Genomic DNA, 23,692 nt, shown 5'->3' on the forward strand with positions numbered 1-23,692 from the left:
TTTGCACCACGGCGGGATCGCCGAAGCTTCGCGCAAAACGAAAACGCCCGGCCGCGAGGCCGGGCGTTTTGCGCGAGAAGCGCTTTGGAGTGCGTCAGACGGTCGATTGCGCGACCACGACCTTGCGCCAGGGCTTGAGCACCGCGATCGCCAGCGCCGAGGCCAGGATGTTGGCGCCGGCCGCGATGATGAACACGTTGTCCCAACTGCCAGACGACTGCTGCATGTAGTTGCCGATCGGGACCAGCAGCGCGGCCGTACCCTTCGCGGTGTAGAGCAGGCCGGCATTGGTGGTCGCGAACTTGGCGCCGAACGTATCGGTGCAGGTCGAGGGGAACAGCGAGTAGATCTCACCCCAGGCGAAGAACACGAAGCCCGAGAGCAGCACGAACCACAGCGGATCGTGGCCCCAGAGGTATAGCATCCAGATGCCGATACCTTCCATGCCGAAGGCGATGAACATCGTGTTCTCGCGGCCGATCATGTCGGAGATCCAGCCGAAGAATGGACGCGTCAGGCCGTTGAGCACGCGGTCGATGGTGGCCGCGAAGGTCACCGCGGTCATCGTCACCGCCATCAACGTGACCGGCACGTTGTCGATCTTCCAGTCGGCCGCGATCGGCTTCAAATTGGCCGTCACCATCAGGCCGCCGGCGCCGACGATCACGAACATGAAGTACATCAGCCAGAAGATCGGCTGGCGCAGTACCTCGGTCGGCTGATAGTTGCGGCGGCTCTGTTGCAGATTGGCGTTCGCCACCACGCTGGGCACCTGGCCTGCCTTCGGCGCCAGCAGGAAGAAGGCGAGAATGCAGATGATGATGCCTTGTCCGAGGCCGAAATAGAGGAAGGTGGTCTGGAAACCGCTGTCCTTGATCATGGCCTGGATCGGCGCAACGGTCAGCGCAGAGCCTGCACCGAAGCCCGCGGCCGTGATGCCCGCGGCAAGACCGCGCTTGTCCGGAAACCACTTCAGCGCGTTGCCGACGCAGGTGCCGTAGACGCCGCCGGCGCCGATGCCCGCAATGATCATGCCGAGATAGTAGCCGTTGAGCGTGGTCGCCTGCGCGTTGATCGCCCAGCCGGCGGCGCAGAGCACGCCGCCGACCAGGACGACGAGGCGCGGACCGTATTTGTCGACGAACCATCCTTCGATCGGCACGAGCCAGGTCTCGAACAGGACGAACAGGGTAAAGGCCCATTGGATCGACGCACGATCCCAGCCGAACTTCTTCTGGATGTCGGGGACGAAGAACGTCCAGCCGTATTGATAGTTGGCGATCATCACCATCGCCGCGACGCCAACCGCCAATTGCGCCCAGCGATACGTGTCGCTAACGCGCGCGGCTGTAGGGGCGGTTGCTTGCACCATGTCCGTCATAAAGCCTCCCGTGGCGCCTCTCATTTTTCTGCGAGCGCTGGAACGGCATTCTTGTATGCATTATGCCAAGCTTCAAGCGCTGGTCCGGTCACCGTGCGCAAATGCCGCAGGACCTTGCCCGGTTGCGGCTGTGACTCAGGACGGCACAAGTAGAAATGGCCCCGTCATCCGGGGCCATTCATCAAAAGTAGTATGCGAACCGGTTTAAACCGTGCCGCTGCGCGGCGGCGCGGGATGGGCCCGCTTACAGGCCGAAGCGTGGCAGGTCCCCATTGTGATTCGAGATCTTGGCGCTCGCCATCAGGAGGCGGTCGATCGTGGCCATCAGGCGGGCGAACAGCGAGGAGGAGGGCGTGAGAGCGACGGAAGCGGTCTTGGACATCGGAAATCCCTTTCTTGAGACGGTCAGTGCTGCTGTCTCATTTCGAAGGGCAATCTATGTATACCAGATGCCAATGTCCATGCATGCCATTGCATGGCAGCATTTAGCTCTTCGCATTGCAGCATAACAATCCGTTAAATCGGTTGATTTGAGTGCGACGTGCCCAAAACCCGCCGAAACTGAATCATTTGACCGCCAATGTCCAAAATCGGAGCCTTGGCAGCGGTGCACGAAGCCGCTAGTGGTCTGCCCTCTTCCAATCATCTGTCAGAGTGGTTCATGTCGAGCGCCTCGCCCGCCGTCTCGATCGGCATCGATTTTGGGACCAGCAACACGGTCGTGGCCCTTGCGGCGGACGACCGCCGGGTCGAGGCCATCCGCTTCGACCATGGCGGACAGCGCCACAGCGTCTTCGTGTCGGCGCTGTGCTTCTGGGAGGACCGGCCGGGAGCCGGCGCCCAGGCCGAAGGTGGTCCGTGGGCGATCGAGCAGTTCCTCGAAGGACGGCATGTCTACCGCTTCCTCCAGTCGTTCAAGACCTTTGCCGCGAGCTCCAGCTTCAACACCACCCAGGTGTTCCGGCAGCGCTACAAGTTCGAGGATATTTTGGCGGCGTTCCTGCGGACGCTGGCGCGCCATGGCGGCGATAAATTCGGCTTCGAGACGTCCACCATTACGGTCGGTCGCCCCGTCCGCTTCGCCGGCGGCAATCCCGACGAGGCGCTGGCGATGCAGCGCTACCGGGCCGCGTTCGAGCGCCTTGGCGCCGGCCACGCCCGCTATGTCTACGAGCCCGTGGGCGCAGCGTTCGCCTTCGCCCGCCGGCTCGAGCGCGATGCGACCGTGCTGGTTGCGGATTTCGGCGGCGGCACCAGCGATTTCTCGGTGATGCGGTTCTCGCGTGCCGGCGGCGCCTTGCGCGCCGAGCCGCTCGGCCATGCCGGCATCGGGATTGCGGGCGACACCTTCGATTACCGCATCGTCGATCACGTCGTCTCGCCGCGGCTGGGCAAGGGCTCGAGCTTCCGCTCGTTCGACAAGGTGCTGCCAATCCCCACCGGCCACTACACCAACCTCGCGCGCTGGCATCAGCTCGCGATGATGAAGAGCAACGGCGACCTGCGCGAACTCCGGGAGCTTGCGCGCACCGCGGTGAAGCCGGCTCTGCTCGAGGATTTCATCACCATCGTCGATCTCGACCTCGGCTTTTCGTTGTACCGCGCGGTGTCCGACGCCAAGGTCGCTTTGTCGGCGCAGGACCAGGTGGAGTTCCGCTTCAGGGGCGGTGGGGTTGACATCGGCTCGACCATCACGCGGAAGAATTTCGAAGCTTGGATTGCCGACGACGTCGCGAGGCTCGGGGCCACCGTCGACAAGGTGCTGGGCGAAGCCGGCATCACCGCGCGCGAGGTCGAGAAGGTGTTTTTGACCGGCGGCACGTCCTTCGTGCCGGCTGTCCGAAGACTGTTCGCAGAGCGGTTCGGCAACGAACGGCTGATGTCGGGCGACCAGTTCGAGTCGATCGCCTACGGCCTTGCTTTGATCGGGCACAGCCCGGACCCCGACCGCTGGACCGCAAGCGGCGGGGTTGCGCCGAAGGCAGGGGCGTAGGCTCGCTGAGATGACACTCGATCGTTCGTGAGCTGGCCATCGCACTAGGCGGCCGTTTGGCGGCCCATCCTTCGAGACGTCCGCCTTTGGCGGGCCCTCAGGATGAGGTCGGAGTATGTGGCTGCAGTCTTGACGAGCCCTGTTGCCGCTAGCCTCATCCTGAGGAGACCGCGGAGCGGTCGTCTCGAAGGACGAGGCGCTCGCTCCGCTGCAGACGCTATTGCTTGATCTCAGGCTCGACGAGCTTCGCCAGATTGCGCAGCGATTCCTGCCAGCCGAGATAACAAGCCTCCGGCGGGATGACGTCGGGGATGCCGGCCTGCGTGATATCCAGCTCGGTGCCGACGGATACTTTCTTCAGGATCACGGTCACCTGGATCTCGCCCGGCAGATGGGGGTCGTCGAACCTGTCAGTGTAGCGGAGACGTTCGCCGGGGACGAGCTCGAGATATTCGCCGCCGAAGGCGTGGCTGTTGCCCGTCGTGAAGTTACGGAACGACATCTTGAACGTGCCCCCGACCTTCGGCTCGAAATGATGCACGGTGCAGGTGAAGCCGTTCGGCGGAAGCCATTTCGCCAGCGCATCCGCCTCCAGGAAGGCGCGATAGACTTTCTCAGGGCTGGTCGTCAAAACGCGGTGCAGGCGCACAGTGCTGGGCATGATCATCTTCCTCATGAATCGCCGGGCTCGACGTCAGCGTCTATTGCCCATTCATGTCTAGATGACGGATCGGATACCGCCGATCCGACAGGGCGTCTCGAATTTTTTTGATGGATGATTGGCACACCGCCGCCACGTCGTGCGGCGTCATGGCGAATGCGAGATTGTAGCCGGGGATCGTCGGATTGTTCCGCCCGCCTGCGACTGATGCGCCGGCGGCGAGAGCTGGCCGGCGATCACGCGCTCGACTGCATCGGTTGCACTTATTGATCGAGGCGAATCTGCGCGGTTTTGACAATGTCCTGCCAGCGCGCGATCTCTTCGGTCATCCGCCGCTTGAGAGATTCGGGGCCTCGCTGGTCCGGCGGTGGCAGGATCAAGCCTACCAGTTCAAGCCGTCTCCGCACGCCGTCATCGTCGAGCGCCGCGCGAAGCGCATCCGAGAACCGGTCGCGAATGGCGTCAGGGGCGCCTTTCGGCAGGTAGAACGCGAACCAGCTCGATGCCACAAACCGTGGAAGCCCGGCTTCCCGGGCCGTCGGTGTGTCCGGCAATTGCGGAACCCGTGCGGCGGCCGATACGGTCAGAAAACGCAGATTGTTGTCACCCAGGAAGGGAAGAACGTCACCCAACAGTCCGCAGCTGAAGTCGCTGCGGCCCGCGATCAGGTCGGTCATCGCCAGCGCTGATCCGCGATAAGGCACCTCCACCGGCTTGAATCCGATCACGGAGGTGAACAGCAGACAGCTGATGTGGCTGATCGAACCGACGCCCGCATGGGCCAAGGTGAGGTCCGGGCCACGCGCCTTGGCGATCGCGATGAACGACGCCATGCTGTCCGCGCCAAGGTCGCGGCGAGCGACGATGAGGATCGGCGTTTCCGCGACCAGGCCAATCGGCGTGAAATCAACCAGCGGGTCGTAACGGAGATTCGGATATAGCGCGACCGATGCCGCATGCGTGCCGACGTGACCGCTGACCAGCGTATAACCGTCGGGCGCGCTTTTCGCGACGCGCGTTGAGCCGGTCGTGCCGCCCGCCCCGGCGATGTTCTCGACAATGATCGGCTGCCCGAGTTTTCGCGACATGTGTTCGGACACGATCCGGCTCATCACGTCATTCGGGCCGCCGGCCGCGAACGGGACGACCAACGTGATCGGCCGTGACGGGAACGGCGACTCGGCCTGTGCCGCATTCAACATTGCCAGCACCGCAGCTGCGACGAGGCCCATGCGCTTGCGCTTCAAAATCATATGGCCTCACTCCGCATCAATGGCGTCGCCTTGCACCGCCGCGAGAACACGATCGACCTCACGGCCGGACAGGCCGATGTATCGGGCCGGATCCGCAGCCGCCTCGATCTCATGGGGCGCGATGTGCGCCGTCACGGCTGGATCGCGCGAAAGGCTCTGGGCTAGTGTCAGGCCCGAGGCGATGGCGTGCGTGCATGCCGCACTCACCATTTCGTGCGCATGATGGCGCCCGACGTGGGGAGCCAGCGCCATCATGACGGCCTCTGCGGCGATGAGACCCTGTGTCCGACCGAGATTGGCCTGCATCGCATCGGGCCTGACGACCAGTCCGCTGCAGAGGCGAACAGCGTTGTCCATGGCCCGGGAGACCAGCACGAACGCTTCCGGCAGCAGCGACCATTCGGCCTGCCACGGTCCCGTCGCCCGTTCATGGTCGTGGACCGAAGCGTCGAGCATGGCGCTCGCGAGCCGGCGCAACGACAGTCCGGTGCTGAGAATCTGCTCGCAGATGATCGGGTTGCGCTTGTGCGGCATGGTGCTGGAGGCGCCGTGGCCCTGGCCGCCTGGCTCCAGCACTTCCCCGACCTCAGTCTGCGCCATCAACACGACATCGGTCGCGATCTTGCTCAGGGTCGCGGAGATCAGCCCAAGCAGGCAAACCGTCTCGGCCAAACCATCGCGCGCGGCGTGCCATGCCACCAAGGGCTCGCCGAGTCCGAGTTCGCTGGCTAGCGCAGCGCGGACGCGGTCGCCATCGTCGCCAAGCGATGCGAAAGTGCCGACCGCACCGCCGAATTGGACCTGGAGGACTCTTGGTTTGAGTTCGGCGAGACGTTGCCTGTGGCGCAGCAGGCCCGACAGCCAGACGGAAACCTTGAATCCGAAGGTTATCGGAATCGCGTGTTGAAGTTTGGTCCTGCCGACCATGGGCGTATCGCGGTGAGTACGCGCCAGATCCGCAAGCGTGGATATCAGGCGCTCCAGGTCGCGGTGGATGAGCTCGAGCGCGTCGCGTATCTGCATCACGAGCGCGGTGTCCATGATGTCCTGACTCGTGGCACCCCAATGGACGAATTCGCCATGGGGGTTGCCGGTAAGCCGGATCAACTGCTCGACCAAATTCACGACCGGCAAGCCGGCGCGCAAAGTGCCCGCGGCCAATTCGTCGAGGTCGAGTAGTTCAGTACGTGCAGCGGAGGCGATCGCAGCAGCAGCCTCGACAGGAATCACACCGAGCTGCCCTTGTACCTTCGCCAGCGCGACCTCGACCAGGAGCATGGAGTCAAGGGAATTGCGCTCACCGAAAATGGTGCGCATCGGGGCGGTGCTGAAAATATCGGCGAGGTGACGGCTGCTGAAGACCGTTCCGGGCTCGAAACTCAGCATGGCCGGGTCGCCATCATGGATGACCGAACGCGTGCGCGTTCAAACGAGCCGGCAAGCCTCAATCCGAGCTCATGAATGGCGACTCTTACCTTGCGGGCGCATGGCGATGTCTGATTAAAAAATAGCCGCATCAGTCAGCATCGGTCCCTCCGTCGTCGCGCTCCATTGCGCGCCGTACGGCTTGGTATCGATCAAGCCTAGGTTACCCCCTCGTTTTGTAAAAATGCATTATTGCGATACATGCGTTCTGAATTGGAGAACGCCGTAGAGCGCCCCCAACACTCGAAATTCGGATATCGCGCCCGTGTCATGTTGGGTTGCAGGTCGTTGCCGAGAGCAGTTGCGGCGATTGATGAGCGCTGGATAGCGCGGCGTCCCCTACCTACCGCCGGGGCCCGAGGCGTTAAATTCGGTCAAGCCTTGCAAATGGCGAGGATGAGGTATACGTTGAGGCTGTTCGTTCAGCCGCTGTGCCTTGTTGAATGCGCCCGCGGGCTCCTTTTCCATAGACATCGACGAATAGAATTTGTTCTGCGTGACGATCACGCGGAACCTGCGCGTATGCGCTTTGGAGAAGAAAATGACGACAGGTACTGTGAAGTGGTTTAACGGCCAGAAGGGCTTTGGATTCATTCAGCCGAACGACGGCGGCAACGATGTGTTCGTTCACATCAGCGCGGTCGAGCGGGCTGGTCTTGCAGGTCTCGCTGAAGGCCAAAAGGTCAACTTCGAGCTCAAGACCGACAAGATGCGGGGCAAGGTCAGCGCTGAGAATCTCTCGCTGGCCTAAAGCCTTGGTGCCGTTTCACGGATGTACTGAAACGGCCATGCCACCCGCTCGATCTCCGGATTGAGCGGGTTTTTGTCCGTTGCAGAGCAGGGTGAATAATGAGCGCCAAGAGACCGGCCGAACCGTCACCCGAAAGCATCGCGCGTTCTAATCGTCAGCGTTTGGCCGCTGAGGAAGGCGCTCGGGCGATGGTGGATGTTGGAAAGCAAGCCGTCGATGTTCGCAAGAACATGGCGCGGCTTCGAGAGCTGCGCGAAGCCAAGGAAGCGGCCGACGCCGCCCTTCAGGCATCGTTGCCCGCGGCCACTCCAACGAAGCGCAAGAAGAAGGTGACGCCATAGCTGCCTTCCGTTGCGGCGACGACAATTCGGAGAGGGCCGATCACATGCCAAAGAGTGCGGGTCGTGCCTAGAATCAAGTCGGATGGCGGTGGCACCATCACCTTCTTTCTCGCGCTTGGCGCGGGCCGACAGATGTGCCGTCTTGCGACGACGTTCCTGACGCAGAAGCAGGCTTTCAGTTATCTTCGCAAGAACCGGACCGAGTTCGAGCGCATGGCGCGGGCGCAGCTCGCTTCTGGTGCAGTCGAAGACGGAATCATCGTGCTTTCGATGCTGTAGGGCAGGCGCAGAGTTCGGTGCCGCGCCTTCAGCGCAATCCGCGGTCGGAGTCTGGGACCGACGCTCTTATTCGGAGCCGCTTCCCGGCTTCGCCTCCCGGGCCAATCGCTCCGCTTTTAGCCGTTCGCGATTCTCGTTGAAGGAGTTCTGGTCCTTCGCATAGTCATTGATCGGCTTCTGCGTTGTCGCCGGCTTGAACGCCTTGTTGGCTTCACGCTTGGCGCGATCAGAGGATTGATCTTTCGACATTTGAGCTCTCAATTTGATCAACGAGCGTGGTCCTGGCGAGCGCCGGACGCGACGCCGCCCGTGCCTGAACTGAAGGGCCGACTTGCCACCCTCGCAAGCGAAGGCAACCAGTTCTTCAGCGTGGGGCAGGTTCTTTGCGGGGCGTGCTGCACTCGCTGTGGAGATGGCATGCTGGCATTTCGGGCATGCTCGCATTCCCGGGAGCACGCCGGTCGAGGGAGCAACGGCCGGCCACCGCGTCTGTTCCTCGCGAACCAATGTTTAATCCAGCCTTCGCGGCGCGGCAAGCGTGCCGATCGTGCGATGCAGCCACTTTGCGCGCCAACAAAAAGGCCGCCGAAGCCGGCGGCCTTTCGGGTCGTGAGATAAGGCCGCTTACTCCGCGGCCTGCTTTTGCGGCGGATCGAGCGCGCCGGACTTGTGGATATCGGCGACCTGATGGTCCGAGAAGCCAAGCACGGTGCGCAGGATCTCGTCGGTGTGCTCGCCGAGCAGCGGGGAGCGCTCCACCTCGCTCGGGGAGTCCGACAGCTTGATCGGGTTGCCGACCGAGATGTACTTGCCGCGGGTGGGGTGGTCGACCTCGACCACGGTGCCGGTCGCGCGCAGCGACTGGTCCTCGGCGATCTCCTTCATCGACAGGATCGGTCCGCACGGGATGTCGTCCTTGTTGAGGATTTCCATCGCCTCGAACTTCGTCTTCGTCATGGTCCACTGTTCGATGCGGCCGAAAATCTCGTTCAGGCGCGGCAGGCGGACGGCCGGCTTGGCGTAGTTCGGATCGGTCTTCCAGGAGGGCTCCCCGATCACGTCGCAAATCTTCTCCCAGACAGGGGCCTGGGTGATGAAGTAGATGTAGGCGTTGGGATCGGTCTCCCAGCCCTTGCACTTCAGGATGCGGCCAGGCTGGCCGCCGCCGGAATCGTTGCCGGCACGCGGCACGGCATCGCCGAACGGAATGCCTTCGCCGAACTGGCTGTATTCCTTGAGCGGACCATGGGCGAGGCGCTGCTGGTCGCGCAGCTTGACGCGCGCCAGATTGAGCACGCCGTCCTGCATCGCGGCCGTCACCTTCTGGCCCTTGCCGGAATGGGTGCGCTGATAAAGCGCGGTGACAATGCCGAGCGCCAGATGCAGACCGGTGCCGCTGTCGCCGATCTGCGCGCCGGTGACGAGCGGCAGGCCGTCGCGGAAGCCGGTGGTGGAGGCGGCGCCGCCGGTGCACTGTGCGACGTTCTCATAGACCTTGCAGTCTTCATACGGTCCGGGACCAAAGCCCTTGATCGAGGCGACGATCATCTTCGGGTTGATCGCCTGGATCTTCTCCCAGGGGAAGCCCATGCGGTCGAGCACGCCGGGGCCGAAGTTCTCGACCAGCACGTCGCACTTCTTGATCAGTTCGGTGAGGACTTCCTTGCCCTTGGGGTTCTTGGTGTCGAGCGTGATCGAGCGCTTGTTGTGGTTGAGCATGGTGAAATACAGGCTGTCCACGTTCGGGATGTCCTGCAGCTGGCCGCGGGTGATGTCACCCACACCCGGGCGTTCCACCTTGATCACGTCAGCGCCGAACCATGCGAGCAACTGCGTGCAGGTCGGCCCGGACTGGACGTGGGTGAAGTCGAGAATGCGAACGCCCTCGAGCGCTTTTGTCATCGTGTTGCTCCGTACTCTGATCTACCCTGCACCCGCAGGGACCTTATGGGTTGAAGGGGATGCTTACTTCTTCTTCTGCAGAACGCTCTGCGGATTGAGGTTGCCGATGCGGCCGCTCTCGGAACCGGCGGCCGGATCGATCACGGCGTTGATGAGCGTCGGCTTGCCCGAGGCCATCGCTTCGTTGACGGCGCGCTTGAGCTCGTCCGGCGAGGTGGCGTTGACGCCGATGCCGCCGAAGGCTTCCATCATCTTGTCGTAGCGGGCGCCCTTGACGAACACCGTCGTCGCCGGATCGGAATTGACGCTGTTGACGTCGGTGCCGCGATAGATGCCGTCATTGTTGAAGATGACGACGCAGATCGGCAAATTGTAGCGGCAGATGGTCTCCACTTCCATGCCGGAGAAGCCGAAGGCCGAGTCGCCTTCGACCGCGAGCACGGGATGGCCGGTCTCGAGCGTAGCCGCGATCGCCTGGCCCATGCCGATGCCCATCACGCCCCAGGTCCCGACGTCGAGACGCTTGCGCGGCTTGTACATGTCGATGACGCCGCGGGCGAGATCGAGCGTGTTGGCGCCCTCGTTGACGAGGATCGCCTCGGGATGATCCTTGATGACGTTCTTCAGCACGCCGAGCGCGCCGTGATAGTCCATCGGCGATTTGTTGTTCATGAGCTTCGGCGCCATCTTGGCGACGTTCTCTTCGCGCTTGGTCGAAATCGCCTTGGTCCATTCAACCGGCGGGGCGGTCCAGCCCGAAGCCATCGCCTGGTTGAAGGCGGAGACGACCGAGCCGATGTCGCCGACGACGGGCGCGACGATCTCGACGTTCGAGTCCATCTCCCTGGGCTCGATGTCGACCTGGATGAACTTCTTGGGCGCTTCGCCCCAGTTCTTGCCTTTGCCGTGCGAGAGCAGCCAGTTCAGCCGGGCGCCGATCAGCAGCACGACGTCGGATTCTTTCAGCACCGTCGAGCGTGCAGCGCCTGCGCACTGCGGATGGGTGTCGGAGAGGAGGCCCTTGGCCATGCTCATCGGCAGGAAGGGAATACCGCTCTTCTCGACGAAGGTTTTGATCTCCTCGTCGGCCTGCGCGTAGGCCGCGCCCTTGCCGAGGATGATGAGCGGACGTTTAGCGCTCTTCAAGACATCAAGCGCGCGCTTGATCGAAGCGGGCGAGGGGATCTGCGCGGGAGCCGCGTCGATCACCTTGACCAGCGACTTCCGGCCGGCATCCGCGTTCATCACCTGACCGAACAGTTTTGCCGGCAGGTCGAGATAGACGCCGCCCGGACGGCCGGAGACGGCGGCACGGATGGCACGGGCAAGACCGATGCCGATGTCCTGGGCGTGCAGCACGCGATAGGCTGCCTTGCACAGCGGCTTGGCGATCGCGAGCTGGTCCATCTCTTCATAGTCGCCCTGCTGGAGGTCGACGATCTCGCGCTCGGAGGAGCCCGAGATCAGGATCATCGGGTAGCAGTTGGTGGTGGCGTGCGCGAGCGCGGTGAGACCGTTGAGGAAGCCGGGCGCGGAAACGGTGAGGCAGATGCCGGGCTTCTTGGTGAGGTAACCAGCGATGCCCGCCGCATAACCGGCGTTCTGCTCGTGGCGGAACGAAATCATGCGGATACCGGCCGCCTGGGCCATGCGGCCCAAATCCGTGATCGGGATGCCCGGCACATTATAGATGGTGTTGATGCCGTTCAGCTTGAGCGCGTCGATGACGAGATGAAAGCCATCCGTCAATTCCTGCTCGGTGCCCGGTGCTTCGGACTTGGTCGCGGTATTCAGCATGGGCCTTGTCTCCCTGGTCTCAAGATGCCGTTTCAGGCTTTGGGGGCGATGCTTCGCCCTTCTGGTGAACGTTGCTGGCTAGAAGAGTTCCTGACCATGCGCTTCGACGTAAGCGGCAAGGCCAAGGGTGTGATCGCGGGCGCGCTTCTCGGCGAGCTCGGTATCGCGCGCCTCCAGGGCTTCGATCATGCCGAGATGCTCTGGGAGCGAAGTCGCGGTGCGGTCCTTGCGTCCGATGGTCAATTGCCGATAGCCGCGCACGTGCAGCAGCAGGTCGTTGGTGAGATCGACCAGCACCGGTGATTCCGACAGCGAGATCAGCGCCTGGTGGAAGGCGATATTGGCCCGCGAATATTCCTCGACGTGATCCTCGGGCAGGCGATCCTTGCCAAATTCCTTGAAGTAGTCGCGCAGCGCCGTGATGTCTTTCTTGCGCGCTGTGGCAGTGATGAGGCGAGCTGCCATGCTCTCCAGCGCCGCCCAGGCGCGGATCATGTCGACAATCTCGCTCTTGGTCCGTCGTACCACCATGATGCCGCGGCGCGGAACCGTCTTCACGAAACCGTCCTGCTCGAGCATCGCGATGGCCTCGCGGATCGGCGTGCGGCTCACGCCGAGGCGCTCGGACAACGCGCGCTCGTCGAGCATCACCGGCTCGGGCGTCGAGTAGATGTCCATCTTGAGGATGGCTTCCTTCAAGGCGTCATACGCCTTGTTCTTGAAGCTACTCTCCGGGGCAATACGAACGATTGCGATATCTGCCTCGGCCATGTTCGGCAACGCCTTGGTTGGTTTCCGCAGTGACACGACGAATCTCCTCCAGTGGGAGTCGTCTTTTACAGGATTATTAACGGGAAAGTTTTTGGCATACCAAATACCAGAATGTCAAGCTGCCTATTTTTTGCAGCGTTCTAAGGTGCGCTGCAGCTTGACAAGTTGGCTTCTGGCATACCAAATGCCATCGCCAGCCATTTTTGATCCAAGCCGGCGGAGTAACCTCGGCTTTATGCCACTCCGTTCCGCGACATGGAACAGAGCGCGGCGAATGGAAAGCATCACGGGCAGCCGCAACACGCGCGCGCTTTGAGAACGCAAGAACCAAGGTCAAGGGAGAGCCACATGTCCAATTCCAAAGATGCCGTCCGCAAGGTGCTTGACCAGGTCAAGGCGGACAAGCGCACCAGCCTGACCGCGCCGGAAGGCAAGCTGGTCTGCGACGCCTACGGCATTGCGGTGCCGAAGGAAGGTGTGGCGAAGTCGGCCGGCGAGGCCGGCAAGATGGCCGCCTCGATGGGCTTCCCGGTGGTGATGAAGATCGTCTCGCCGGACATTCTCCACAAGACCGAAGCCGGCGGCGTCATCGTCGGCCTCAAGACGGCCGAAGACGCCGAGAAGGCCTACGAGACGATCCTCTCGAACGCCAGGAAGTACAAGTCCGACGCCAAGATCGAGGGTGTCCAGGTGCAGCAGATGCTGGCCGGCGGCACCGAAGTGATCGTCGGGTCGATCACCGATGCATCGTTCGGCAAGCTGGTTGCCTTCGGCCTCGGCGGCGTGCTGGTCGAAGTCCTGAAGGACATCACCTTCCGCCTCGCGCCCGCGACCAAGCAAGATGCGCTGTCGATGCTCGACGGCATCCAGGCGCATGAGATTTTGAAGGGCGTTCGCGGCGGCGAGCCGGTGAACCGCACCGCGCTTGCGGATGTCATCGTCAAGGTCTCGCAGCTCGTCACCGATTTCCCCGAGATCGTCGAGCTCGATCTCAACCCGGTATTCGCGACGGCCAAGGACGCGATCGCGGCCGATGTCCGCATCGTCGTCGACTTCGCTTACGTGCCCAAGCCGAAGCCGCGCCCGACCGAAGAGATCGTCGCGGCCATGAGCCGCATCATGCAGCCGAAGGCGGTTGCCGTGGTCGGCGCTTCGGCCGAAGACGGCAAGATCGGCAATTCCGTGATGAAGAACCTCATCAACGGCGGCTACAAGGGCGACATCTACCCGATTCATCCCAAGGCCGCCGAGATCCTCGGCTACAAGGCGTATAAGAGCGTCAAGGACGTGCCGGGCGTAATCGACACCGCGGTGTTCGCCATTCCCGCGAAGTTCGTGGCCGCGGCGCTCACCGAATGCGGCGAGAAGAAAATTCCCGGCGCGGTTCTGATCCCATCGGGCTTCGCGGAAGCCGGCGCGCCGGAGCTCCAGGCCGAGATCGTCGAAGTTGGCAAGAAATACGACATCCGCCTGATGGGACCGAACATCTACGGTTTCTATTATACGCCTGCCAATCTCTGCGCGACCTTCTGCACCGCCTATGACGTCAAGGGCCACGCGGCGCTGTCCTCGCAGTCGGGCGGCATCGGCATGGCCATCATCGGCTTCTCCCGTTCGGCCAAGATGGGCGTGTCGGCAATCGTCGGTCTCGGCAACAAGTCCGATATCGACGAGGACGATCTGCTCGCCTTCTTCGAGCAGGACCCGAACACCAATCTGATCGCGCAGCACTGCGAAGACCTCAAGGACGGCCGCGCCTTTGCGGAAGCGGCAAAGCGCGTCTCCAAGAAAAAGCCGGTCATCGTGCTCAAGGCCGGCCGCACCTCGGCCGGTGCGAAGGCGGCCTCGTCGCACACCGGCGCGCTCGCCGGTAACGACAAGATCTACGAGGACGTCCTGGCGCAGTCGGGCGTGATCCGCGCCCGGTCGCTGCGGCAGCTGCTCGAGTTCGCGCGCGGCGTGCCGGTGCTGCCGACGCCGAAGGGCGAGAACGTGCTGATCATCACGGGTGCAGGCGGCTCGGGCGTGCTGCTTTCGGACTCCTGCGTCGACAACGGCCTGTCGCTGATGTCGATGCCGGCGGATCTGGATGCGGCCTTCCGCAAATTCATCCCGCCGTTTGGCGCGGCCGGAAATCCCGTGGACATCACCGGTGGCGAGCCGCCGATCACCTACGTCAACACGGTGAAGCTCGGCCTGACGGACGAGCGCATCCATTCGCTGATCCTCGGCTACTGGCACACCATCGTCACGCCGCCGATGGTGTTCGCCCGCAACATGGTCGAGGTGAAGAAGGAGATGGAGGCCAAGGGCTTCGTGAAGCCGATCGTCGCCTCGCTTGCCGGCGACGTCGAGGTCGAGGAGGCCGCCGAATATCTCTACCAGAACGGCATCCCGGCCTACGCCTACTCGACCGAGCTGCCGGTCGAGGTCCTCGGTGCCAAGTACAAATGGGCGCGCGGGGCAGGGCTGCTCTGAGACGACGATCCCCTTCACCACCTTCACCACTCCCCGCGCGCGGGGAGTGGTGAAAACAGTCAGGTCGCGATGGGCAGGAACGTGATCCGGCGTAAATCTCTCGAGCCCCGGTCGCCATCGGAGGCCGACCACGAGGCGCGTGACGGCGGCGTGCAGTCCGTCGACCGCGCGTTGTCGATCCTCGAGACGCTGTCCGAAGACGACGAAGGCTATCGCCTCAGCGATCTCGCCGTGCGCACCGGGCTCTCCGCCTCGACCGTCCACCGCCTGCTCGCGACGCTGGAAAGCCGCCGCTTCGTGCAGTTCGACCGCGCTGAATCCAAATGGCATGTCGGTGTGCGCAGCTTCACCGTCGGCGCGAGCTTTGCCCGCCGGCGCAATTTCAGCGCCCAGGCCATCCCCTATTTGCGCAAGCTGCGTGATCTCACCCGTGAGACGGCCAATCTTGCCATGGTCGACGACGAGTTCATCATCGTGCTGACCCGCATGGAGAGCCGCGAGATCATGCGCTCGCTGACCCAAGTCGGCGGCCGCGTCCCGATGGTGACGTCGGGCGTCGGCAAGGCGGTGCTCGCGACCTATTCCGACGAGGACGTCGGCGCCGTCATCCGCCATCACGGCATGCCACGCCTGACCGAGAAATCCATCGTGCGACCGAGCGACCTGTTCAAGGAACTCGAAAAGATCCGCAAGCAAGGCTTCGCGCTGGATGATGAAGAGGCCTGTATGGGCCTGCGCTGCGTTGCCGCGGTCGTCTGCAACGACTGCGCCGAGCCGCTCGCGGCGATTTCCGTGTCCGGCATGACCAGCCGGCTGACCGATCAGCGATTACCGGAAATCGGGCAGATCGTCCGGGATGTTGCTGCCGAACTGACGGCCGCGCTCGGCGGGACAATTCCGACGCTCCGCTAGTCACAAACCCGGGGTATGTCACTGGACAGTGTCGGCCGTTTTGGCTGATATGCGACCAAACGACACGATGCGGCAAACGTTCGCATGAGCCCGGAGACGTTCCATGTTTCAACTTCCCGCGCGCCTCGTCGGCGCAGCCGTCGCGCTGACCCTTGCGGCAGCCACGCCGGCCGTTGCCCAGCAGCTCGAGCTCAAGCTGATGGCACCAGCGGCGCCGGGCGGTGGCTGGGACCAGACCGCGCGCTCGATGCAGCAGGCGCTGGTTGCAGCGGGCGTTGCGCGCAGCGTGCAGGTCACCAACGTTCCCGGCGCCGGCGGCAGCGTCGGCATCGCGCAGTTCGTCAACGGCGCCAAGGGTGACGGCAACCAGCTGATGGTCAACGGCTTCGTCATGGTGGGCGCGCTCGCCATGAACAAATCACCCGTCACGCTCGAGCAGGTGACGCCGATCGCGCGCCTCACCGAGGAAATCCAGGTGATCGTGGTGCCGGCGAATTCGCCGATCAAGACCGCGCAGGATCTGGCCGCAGCCGTGAAGGCCGACATCGCCAAGGTGACCTTCGCCGGCGGCTCAGCCGGCGGCGTCGATCATGTGATGGCGGCATTGTTCGCCGGCGCCGTTGGCGCCGACGCGAAGAAGATCAACTACATCCCGTTCTCGGGCGGCGGCGAATCGCTCGCCGCCATTCTCGGCGCGAAGGTCACTGCCGGCATTTCCGGTCTCAGCGAATATGACGGGCAGATCAAGTCCGGCAAGCTGCGCGCGATCGGCGTGACCTCGGAAAAACGCATCCCAGGGAGCGACATTCCGACCTTCAAGGAGCAGGGCATCGACCTCGTGATCGCCAACTGGCGTTCGGTGGTCGCGCCTCCCGGAATCACGCCGGAGCAGCGCAAGACGCTGAGCGACGCGGTCGAGAAGATGGTGAAGTCGGACGCCTGGAAGGACATCCTCAAGCAGAAGGGCTGGGAGGATGCCTATCTCGGCGGCGACGCCTTCGCCGACTTCCTGAAAAAGGAAACCGTGCGCGTCACCGACGTGCTGAGATCAGTCGGCCTGGTCAAATCATGACCTCAGGTGATCCAGCCCAGCCACCGCGGCGCGTCGATCGCGCCGGCATCGTCATCGCCGCGTCGCTCGCGCTACTTGCCGCGGTACTGGTCTGGGACGCGCGCGGCCTGCAATCGACCACGATGTACGGGATGGGGCCGGAAGCCATGCCGGTCGTGATCGCCTCCGGCCTCGCGCTGCTCGCGATCGGCAATTTCATCGACGCGCTGCGCGGTCATTTGCCGGCGCGCGAGAGCGCCGATCCCGTGCCTGTGGTCTTGATCCTCGCGGGCCTTGCGCTGCTGATCGGCATCATCGGCTTCGGCGGCGGCTTCATCCTGGCGACGTCGGCGCTGTTCGTCACGACCTCGGCGGCATTTGGGCGCCGGGCCGTCCTGGTCGATTCCGCCATCGCCCTCGTGATGTCGACCCTCATTTACCTCGCGTTCGACCGGTTGTTGACGTTGAGCCTTCCCGCCGGCCCCCTGGAGCGACTGCTGTGATGGAAACTTTCGCGGCGCTGGCCCACGGCATGGCGGTCGCCGTCCAGCCGATGAATCTCCTCTACGCCCTGATCGGCGTGTTCCTCGGCACGGCCGTGGGCGTTCTGCCCGGCATCGGCCCAGCGCTGACGGTCGCGCTGCTGCTGCCGGTAACGTACAAGCTCGATCCCGGCGGTTCGCTGATCATGTTTGCCGGCATCTATTACGGCGGCATGTATGGCGGATCGACCACGGCTATCCTGATCAATACGCCCGGCGAGAGCGCCTCGATGGCGACTGCGCTCGAAGGCAACAAGATGGCCAAGGCCGGCCGCGGCGGGCCGGCGCTCGCGACCTCCGCGATCGGCTCCTTCGTCGCGGGCACCATCGCGACCATCGGGCTTGCCTTTCTCGCGCCATGGCTGGTCGATTTCGCCGTGCGCTTTGGCCCGGAGGATTATTTCGCGCTGATGTGCGTCGCCTTCGTCACGGTGTCGGCGACCTTCGGCGATTCTCCGATCCGCGGCCTGACCAGCCTGTTCATTGGTCTGACGTTGGGGCTCGTCGGCATCGACAAGCTGACGGGGCAGGCGCGGCTTGCGTTCGGCGTGCCCGAGCTGCTCGACGGCGTCGAGGTGACGACGCTCGCGGTCGGCCTGTTCGCGGTGGGTGAGGCGCTCTACGTCGCATCGCGCCGCCACCACACCGAGGAGAAGCTCGAGCCGGTGCGCGGCTCGCTGTGGATGACCAAGGAAGACTGGAAGCGATCGTGGAAGCCGTGGCTGCGCGGCACCATGTTCGGCTTCCCGATCGGTGCGCTGCCCGCCGGCGGCGCGGAGATCCCGACCTTTTTGTCCTATTCCTGCGAGAAGCGGCTGACCAAATACCCGGAAGAATTCGGCAAGGGCGCGATCGAAGGCGTCGCGGGACCGGAGGCCGCCAACAACGCTTCGGCTGCGGGCACGCTGGTGCCGCTCCTGACGCTCGGATTGCCGACCTCGGCGACGGCCGCGATGATGCTGGCGGGCTTCCAGCAATACGGCCTCAACCCGGGGCCACTGCTGTTCGCCGAGCGGCCCGACCTCGTGTGGGGCCTGATCGCGAGCCTGTTCATCGCCAATTGCATGCTGCTGGTGCTCAATCTGCCGCTGGTTGGCCTGTGGGTGCGGCTGCTGGCGATCCCGCAGCCGTGGCTCTACGCCGGCATCCTGGTGTTCGCGACCATGGGCACCATCGCCGCAAAGCCGTCGGTGGTCGAACTGTCGATGCTGGCCGGCTTCGGCGTGCTCGGCTTTCTGATGCGGCGGTTCGATTTTCCGATCGCGCCCGTCGTCGTCGGCCTGATCCTCGGCCCGATCGCCGAGAGCCAGCTGCGGCGCGCGCTCGCGATCAGTCTCGGTGATCCCATGACGCTGCTCCAGAGCCCGATCTCGGCGACGCTGCTTGCGCTGGCGTTGATCGCGCTGCTGGCACCCTTCGTGCTGAAAGGGATGGGACGCTTCAAGGCGAACGAGGACTAGCCATCCCGACGCGAGTGTTTTGCAATGCTATGTTCATCTCGTGGGAAAAGTCATGCCGTCAGAGCTCCGTTCGCCCCGTCTCGCTGTCCTGATCGACGCGGACAACGCTTCGGCAAAGATCGCCGATGGACTGTTCGAGGAGATTGCCAAGATCGGCGAGGCCAGCGTTCGCCGCATCTACGGCGATTTCTCCAATGCGCGGTCCAGGGGGTGGGCCGACATCCTGTCCAAACACGCCATCATCCCGCAGCAGCAGTTCGCCTACACAACGGGAAAGAATGCGTCCGACATCACCCTGGTCATCGACGCGATGGACCTGCTTCACAGCGGCCGGTTCGACGGCTTTTGCCTGGTGTCGTCGGACAGCGATTTTACCCGTCTCGCCGCCCGGATCCGGGAGCAGGGCGTTGATGTCTTTGGGTTCGGCGAGCACAAAACGCCGGAAAGTTTTCGGCAAGCCTGCCGAAGGTTCGTCTACACGGAGAACCTGCTGGCCGCCCCGGCGAACACCCAGGACGCCGCCTCGCGATCGACCTCGCTTCAGCCGCTCGATGCCGCAACTCCCATCATCAAGAAGGTCATCACCCAGATGGAGAGCGAGGACGGCTGGGTGACACTTGGAGAAGTCGGCCGCCAGCTCGCCAATCTCGCGTCCGATTTCGATCCGAGAACGTTCGGCTTCCGCAAACTGAGTGACCTCGTACGCAAGACGAATGCGTTCGAGATCGACGAGCAGAACGGGAGGTCGATGCGGATTCGGGTCAAACCCGCTGCCGCAGCGGCCCCGAGACGACGGAACTCGCGCCGACCCGTGAGGTCGGGGGCGGCAGGCGCTTCGCCGCCTAAAGCGTAAGCAGGGCGTGCCGTTATATTTGCGCTTGCCCGGTCTGGCGCAGGGCGTAACCATCGCAGGGCCATAACGCCACGCGAGGGTCCGATGACCAGACTTACCCGCTTCGCCGTCGCACCGTTGCATTCGATGACCCGGCGTCTCGCCGATGTGGCCTCGGCGCGTCTCGCGCCGGATCTCGTCGTCACCGGCGCGCGGGTGCTCTCGACCTATTCGGAGCGTATCCACGCGAGCCGCGAGGTCTGGATCACCGGCGGCCGCGTTGCTGCGGTGAAGCCGGCCGGTGCTGCGAAGAAAGTCTTCAGCAACGTGCCGGTTTACGACGCGGCTGGCGGCATTGTCGCGCCGGGCCTGGTTGATCCGCACATCCACATCGAATCCTCGATGGTGACGGCCTGCGCCTATGCCGAGGCCGCCCTGCTCAACGGCACCACCACGATCTTCTGCGACAGCCACGAGATCGGCAACGTCATGGACGTCGCCGGCGTCGAAGCGATGCTGGAGGACGCACGCGAAGCACCGTTGTCGATCTTTTTGACCGTGCCAAGCACGGTGCCGGCCACCTCAGCCGCACTCGAGACCGCGGGTGGCGATCTGACGCCCGACAAGATCGCCGGCCTGTTCGACCGTTGGCCCGAAGCTGTGGCGCTCGGCGAGAAGATGGACTTTGTGCCTGTGACCATGGGCGATGAGCGCAGCCACGCCATCCTCGCCGCCGCCCTGAAGCGCGGGCGACCTGTGTCCGGCCATGTCTACGGCCGCGAATTCGTCGCGGCCTATGCGGCGAGCGGCGTGACCGACACCCATGAGGCGATCGACCGCGACATCGCCGACGATTTGCTCGATGCCGGCGTCTGGGTGTTCCTGCGCGGGGGACCGCCGACCACGCCGTGGCACTCGCTGCCGCAGGCGATCCGGACCATCACAGAGCTCGGAGCTTCGCACAAGCGCACGGCCGTGTGCACCGACGATCGCGATGCCGACGATCTCCTGCTGTTTGGGCTCGATTGGGTGGTGCGCGAAGCCGTGAAGGCAGGGATGTCGCCGGAGCAGGCCTGGTCGATGGGCTCGCTGCATGGCGCCACGCGCTTCAATATGGACAGCGATATCGGCGGGCTCGGCGGCGGCCGTCGCGCCGATCTCGTGCTGATGGACGATAATCTCAAGCCGCAATCGACCTGGTATGGCGGTGAACTGGTGGTCGAGAACCGCAAGATCACGCCGCGGCTCGATCAGGCATTGTCGCAGCGATATCAATACCCGCAGGCGGCCTACGCGACTGTGAAGCTGCCGGAGAAGCTGAAGCTGACGCCGGAGCTGCCGGCGAAGGCCTGCACCGTCAACGCCATCAAGGCCGCGTTGCCCGGCATCACGCTGATCCATGAGAAGATCGCGATCGAGCCGGCCAAGGATTGGCCGGAATTGTTTGCGCGCTACGGCCTGTGCTTTGTCACGGTGGTCGAGCGCCATGGCAAATCGGCCGGCAATGTCGCCTATGGCCTGTTGAAGGACTTTGGCCTCAAGCGCGGCGCGGTCGCCTCCAGCGTCGGGCACGACAGCCACAACATCATCGTTGCCGGCACCAACGAGGCCGACATGCAGGTCGCGGTGGCCGCCATCAAGAAGCAACAGGGCGCCGTCTGCCTCGTCGCCGAGGGCGAGGTGAGGGCGCTGGTAGCGCTGCCGATCGCCGGTCTGCTGTCCGACAAGCGCGTTACTGAAGTGGCCGAAGAGGTCAAGGCGCTGAAGAAGGAATGGGCGGAAGCCGGCTGCACCATCCCCTACATGGGTTTCAATCTGATTCCGCTATCGGTCATTCCGGAAATTCGCATCAGCGACAAGGGCCTCGTGCTGGTGCCGCAGATGGAACTGGCGCCGTTGTTCGAGTGAGCGCTTTCACGCGTGTCTCGACTTAACTGACTGAAGCTGCCGCGATTTTTCCGCGGTTGCCGCATCGTGGAAAATAAAATCGATCTCGTTGAGTGCAGCACCCGCGCGCCCGATGATCTCGCTCGAGCCAACACAACCGAGCGAGGTCCGATATGGCGAAGATGCGAGCCATCGATGCTGCCGTGCGAATTCTGGAGAAGGAAGGCATCTCGACCGCCTTCGGCGTTCCCGGGGCCGCGATCAATCCGCTCTACTCGGCGCTGAAGAAGCGCGGCTCAATCCGCCACATCCTGGCGCGCCATGTCGAGGGGGCCTCGCACATGGCCGAGGGCTATACTCGGGCCAAAGCGGGCAACATCGGCGTCTGCATCGGAACCTCGGGGCCGGCGGGCACCGACATGATCACCGGGCTCTATTCGGCGATCGCCGATTCCATCCCGATCCTCTGTATCACCGGGCAGGCGCCGCGCGCGCGGCTCTACAAGGAGGATTTCCAGGCCGTCGACATCGAATCGATCGCAAAGCCCGTGACCAAATGGGCGGTGACGGTGCGCGAGCCCGCGCTGGTGCCGCGCGTGTTCAGCCAGGCGTTTCATGTGATGCGCTCAGGGAGGCCGGGACCGGTGCTGATCGACATACCGCTCGACGTGCAACTCGCCGAGATCGAGTTCGACGACGAGACCTATGAGCCGCTGCCGGTCTACAAGCCTACCGCCACGCGCAAGCAAGTCGAGAAAGCGCTGGAGATGCTCAATGCGGCTGAACGGCCGCTGATCGTGGCAGGCGGCGGCGTGATCAATGCCGACGCCTCGGATTTGCTGGTGGAATTCGCCGAGATCGCTAACGTGCCGGTCGTGCCGACGCTGATGGGGTGGGGGGCTATTCCCGACGACCACGTGTTGATGGCCGGCATGGTCGGTCTTCAGACCAGCCATCGTTACGGCAATGCCACCATGCTCGAATCCGATTTCGTGCTCGGCATCGGCAACCGCTGGGCAAACCGCCACACGGGCTCGGTCGAGACCTACACTAAGGGTCGCACCTTCGTGCATGTCGACATCGAGCCGACGCAGATCGGGCGCGTGTTCAATCCCGATCTCGGCATCGTCTCGGACGCGAAGGCGGCGCTCGAACTGTTCGTCGCCGTCTCCAGAGAGTGGCGCCGGTCCGGCAGGTTGCGCGAGCGCCAAGCGTGGCCCGCCGCCTGCCGCGACCGCAAGAAGACAATGTTGCGCAAGAGCCATTTCGACAATGTCCCGATCAAGCCGCAACGCGTCTACGAGGAGATGACCAAGGCCTTTGGCCGTGACACCTGCTACGTCTCCGTGATCGGCCTGTCGCAGATCGCCGGCGCGCAGTTCCTGGGCGTCTACAAGCCGCGCAACTGGATCAATGCCGGGCAGGCGGGACCGCTCGGCTGGACGCTACCCGCGGCGCTCGGCGTGCGCGCCGCGTGCCCGGATCGCGAGATCGTCGCGCTGTCCGGCGATTACGACTTCCAGTTCCTGATTGAGGAGCTCGCGGTCGGCGCACAGTTCAATCTGCCCTACATCCACGTCGTCGTGAACAATTCCTATCTCGGCCTGATCCGCCAGGCCCAGCGCGGTTTCGACATGGACTACCACGTCCAGCTCTCGTTCGAGAACATCAACGCACCGGAGCTCGGCGGCTACGGCGTCGACCATGTCGCCGTGGCCGAGGGGCTCGGCTGTAAGGCGATCCGCGTCACCGACCCCAAGGACTCGCAGGCCGCGTTCGCGACTGCGCGCGAATTGATCGCGAAGCACCGCGTGCCTGTCGTAGTCGAGTTTATCCTCGAACGTGTCACCAACATCGCGATGGGCACCGAGATCGACAACATCGTCGAATTCGAGGAGGTGCTGGATCTGCCGCTCGACGAGGTCGCGACCGCGCGGCCCGGCGTGCTGCAGCCGGCGGAATAGGGAGATAGCGTC

Annotated in this window: 21 protein-coding genes; 12 read left to right on the plus strand and 9 right to left on the minus strand. The window is 63.7% G+C overall.

All coding sequences use genetic code 11. From position 1 onward, the window contains the following. Window positions 1–94 precede the first annotated feature (94 nt). Together oxlT and AC0L21_RS18235 are read right to left on the minus strand one after the other, a co-directional pair. A complete protein-coding gene (oxlT, locus tag AC0L21_RS18230) occupies window positions 95–1,381 on the minus strand; it encodes an oxalate/formate MFS antiporter (RefSeq protein WP_473263198.1) in 1,287 nt (428 codons plus the stop codon). 244 nt (window positions 1,382–1,625) lie between these two features. After that, window positions 1,626–1,763 (minus strand): hypothetical protein, encoded by a 138-nt coding sequence (locus tag AC0L21_RS18235; RefSeq protein ID WP_473263199.1) that lies wholly within the window; start codon window positions 1,761–1,763, stop codon window positions 1,626–1,628. 279 nt (window positions 1,764–2,042) lie between these two features. Between AC0L21_RS18235 and AC0L21_RS18240 the strand changes: the two genes are divergently transcribed. Continuing rightward, window positions 2,043–3,374, plus strand: a complete 1,332-nt coding sequence (locus tag AC0L21_RS18240) for an Hsp70 family protein (protein WP_473263200.1) — start codon at window positions 2,043–2,045, stop codon at window positions 3,372–3,374. Between the two features lie 217 nt (window positions 3,375–3,591). Here AC0L21_RS18240 and AC0L21_RS18245 read toward each other — a convergent pair whose 3' ends face one another. The 3 genes from AC0L21_RS18245 to pcaB form a co-directional block, all read right to left on the minus strand. Beyond that, on the minus strand, window positions 3,592–4,035 hold the full coding sequence (locus tag AC0L21_RS18245; protein WP_473263201.1) for an SRPBCC family protein: 444 nt from the start codon (window positions 4,033–4,035) through the stop codon (window positions 3,592–3,594). Between the two features lie 263 nt (window positions 4,036–4,298). Next, entirely contained in the window at window positions 4,299–5,288 is a 990-nt protein-coding gene (locus tag AC0L21_RS18250; RefSeq protein ID WP_473263202.1) for a Bug family tripartite tricarboxylate transporter substrate binding protein, read from the minus strand. 6 nt (window positions 5,289–5,294) lie between these two features. Beyond that, on the minus strand, window positions 5,295–6,674 hold the full coding sequence (pcaB, locus tag AC0L21_RS18255) for a 3-carboxy-cis,cis-muconate cycloisomerase (RefSeq protein WP_473263203.1): 1,380 nt from the start codon (window positions 6,672–6,674) through the stop codon (window positions 5,295–5,297). 580 nt (window positions 6,675–7,254) lie between these two features. On the opposite strand from pcaB, the gene AC0L21_RS18260 reads away from it, so the two are divergent. The 3 genes from AC0L21_RS18260 to AC0L21_RS18270 all read left to right on the plus strand — a co-directional run bounded on the left by AC0L21_RS18260 (window position 7,255) and on the right by AC0L21_RS18270 (window position 8,084). Beyond that, window positions 7,255–7,464: a cold-shock protein gene (locus AC0L21_RS18260; protein ID WP_007593324.1), complete on the plus strand. Its 210-nt coding sequence runs from the start codon at window positions 7,255–7,257 to the stop codon at window positions 7,462–7,464. Window positions 7,465–7,562: 98 nt separating this feature from the next. After that, entirely contained in the window at window positions 7,563–7,805 is a 243-nt protein-coding gene (locus tag AC0L21_RS18265) for a hypothetical protein (protein ID WP_027516998.1), read from the plus strand. A gap of 54 nt (window positions 7,806–7,859) precedes the next feature. After that, window positions 7,860–8,084, plus strand: a complete 225-nt coding sequence (locus tag AC0L21_RS18270; RefSeq protein ID WP_473263204.1) for a hypothetical protein — start codon at window positions 7,860–7,862, stop codon at window positions 8,082–8,084. Window positions 8,085–8,150: 66 nt separating this feature from the next. Here the strand turns inward: AC0L21_RS18270 and AC0L21_RS18275 are convergent, their stop codons facing one another. From AC0L21_RS18275 to AC0L21_RS18290, 4 genes are all read right to left on the minus strand, one after another. Continuing rightward, a complete protein-coding gene (locus AC0L21_RS18275) occupies window positions 8,151–8,333 on the minus strand; it encodes a hypothetical protein (protein ID WP_007608360.1) in 183 nt (60 codons plus the stop codon). 375 nt (window positions 8,334–8,708) lie between these two features. Further along, the gene (gene frc, locus AC0L21_RS18280) at window positions 8,709–9,986 is read right to left on the minus strand and encodes a formyl-CoA transferase (RefSeq protein WP_007608365.1); all 1,278 of its coding nucleotides are present in this window, start codon (window positions 9,984–9,986) and stop codon (window positions 8,709–8,711) included. Between the two features lie 63 nt (window positions 9,987–10,049). Beyond that, the gene (gene oxc / locus AC0L21_RS18285) at window positions 10,050–11,783 is read right to left on the minus strand and encodes an oxalyl-CoA decarboxylase (RefSeq protein WP_473263205.1); all 1,734 of its coding nucleotides are present in this window, start codon (window positions 11,781–11,783) and stop codon (window positions 10,050–10,052) included. 78 nt (window positions 11,784–11,861) lie between these two features. Next, complete coding sequence (locus AC0L21_RS18290; RefSeq protein WP_162496371.1) at window positions 11,862–12,554, minus strand: GntR family transcriptional regulator; 693 nt, start codon at window positions 12,552–12,554, stop codon at window positions 11,862–11,864. 348 nt (window positions 12,555–12,902) lie between these two features. Here AC0L21_RS18290 and AC0L21_RS18295 point away from each other — a divergent pair, with 348 nt between their 5' ends. From AC0L21_RS18295 to gcl, 8 genes are all read left to right on the plus strand, one after another. Next, on the plus strand, window positions 12,903–15,032 hold the full coding sequence (locus AC0L21_RS18295) for an acetate--CoA ligase family protein (RefSeq protein WP_473263206.1): 2,130 nt from the start codon (window positions 12,903–12,905) through the stop codon (window positions 15,030–15,032). Window positions 15,033–15,101: 69 nt separating this feature from the next. Next, window positions 15,102–15,944, plus strand: coding sequence for an IclR family transcriptional regulator (locus AC0L21_RS18300; RefSeq protein ID WP_473263207.1), 843 nt, complete (start codon window positions 15,102–15,104; stop codon window positions 15,942–15,944). Between the two features lie 103 nt (window positions 15,945–16,047). Further along, entirely contained in the window at window positions 16,048–17,016 is a 969-nt protein-coding gene (locus tag AC0L21_RS18305) for a Bug family tripartite tricarboxylate transporter substrate binding protein (protein WP_473263208.1), read from the plus strand. Then, window positions 17,013–17,498, plus strand: a complete 486-nt coding sequence (locus tag AC0L21_RS18310; protein WP_473263209.1) for a tripartite tricarboxylate transporter TctB family protein — start codon at window positions 17,013–17,015, stop codon at window positions 17,496–17,498. Before AC0L21_RS18305 ends, AC0L21_RS18310 begins: the two co-directional genes overlap by 4 nt. Further along, the gene (locus AC0L21_RS18315) at window positions 17,498–18,997 is read left to right on the plus strand and encodes a tripartite tricarboxylate transporter permease (protein WP_247359822.1); all 1,500 of its coding nucleotides are present in this window, start codon (window positions 17,498–17,500) and stop codon (window positions 18,995–18,997) included. Before AC0L21_RS18310 ends, AC0L21_RS18315 begins: the two co-directional genes overlap by 1 nt. Window positions 18,998–19,049: 52 nt before the next feature. Beyond that, window positions 19,050–19,850, plus strand: a complete 801-nt coding sequence (locus AC0L21_RS18320; RefSeq protein ID WP_473263210.1) for an NYN domain-containing protein — start codon at window positions 19,050–19,052, stop codon at window positions 19,848–19,850. A gap of 84 nt (window positions 19,851–19,934) precedes the next feature. Further along, a complete protein-coding gene (locus AC0L21_RS18325) occupies window positions 19,935–21,737 on the plus strand; it encodes an adenine deaminase (protein ID WP_473263211.1) in 1,803 nt (600 codons plus the stop codon). A 152-nt stretch (window positions 21,738–21,889) separates the two neighbouring features. Further along, the gene (gene gcl / locus AC0L21_RS18330; protein WP_473263212.1) at window positions 21,890–23,680 is read left to right on the plus strand and encodes a glyoxylate carboligase; all 1,791 of its coding nucleotides are present in this window, start codon (window positions 21,890–21,892) and stop codon (window positions 23,678–23,680) included. Window positions 23,681–23,692: the final 12 nt, after the last annotated feature.

The organism is Bradyrhizobium sp. WSM4873 (assembly GCF_055811355.1).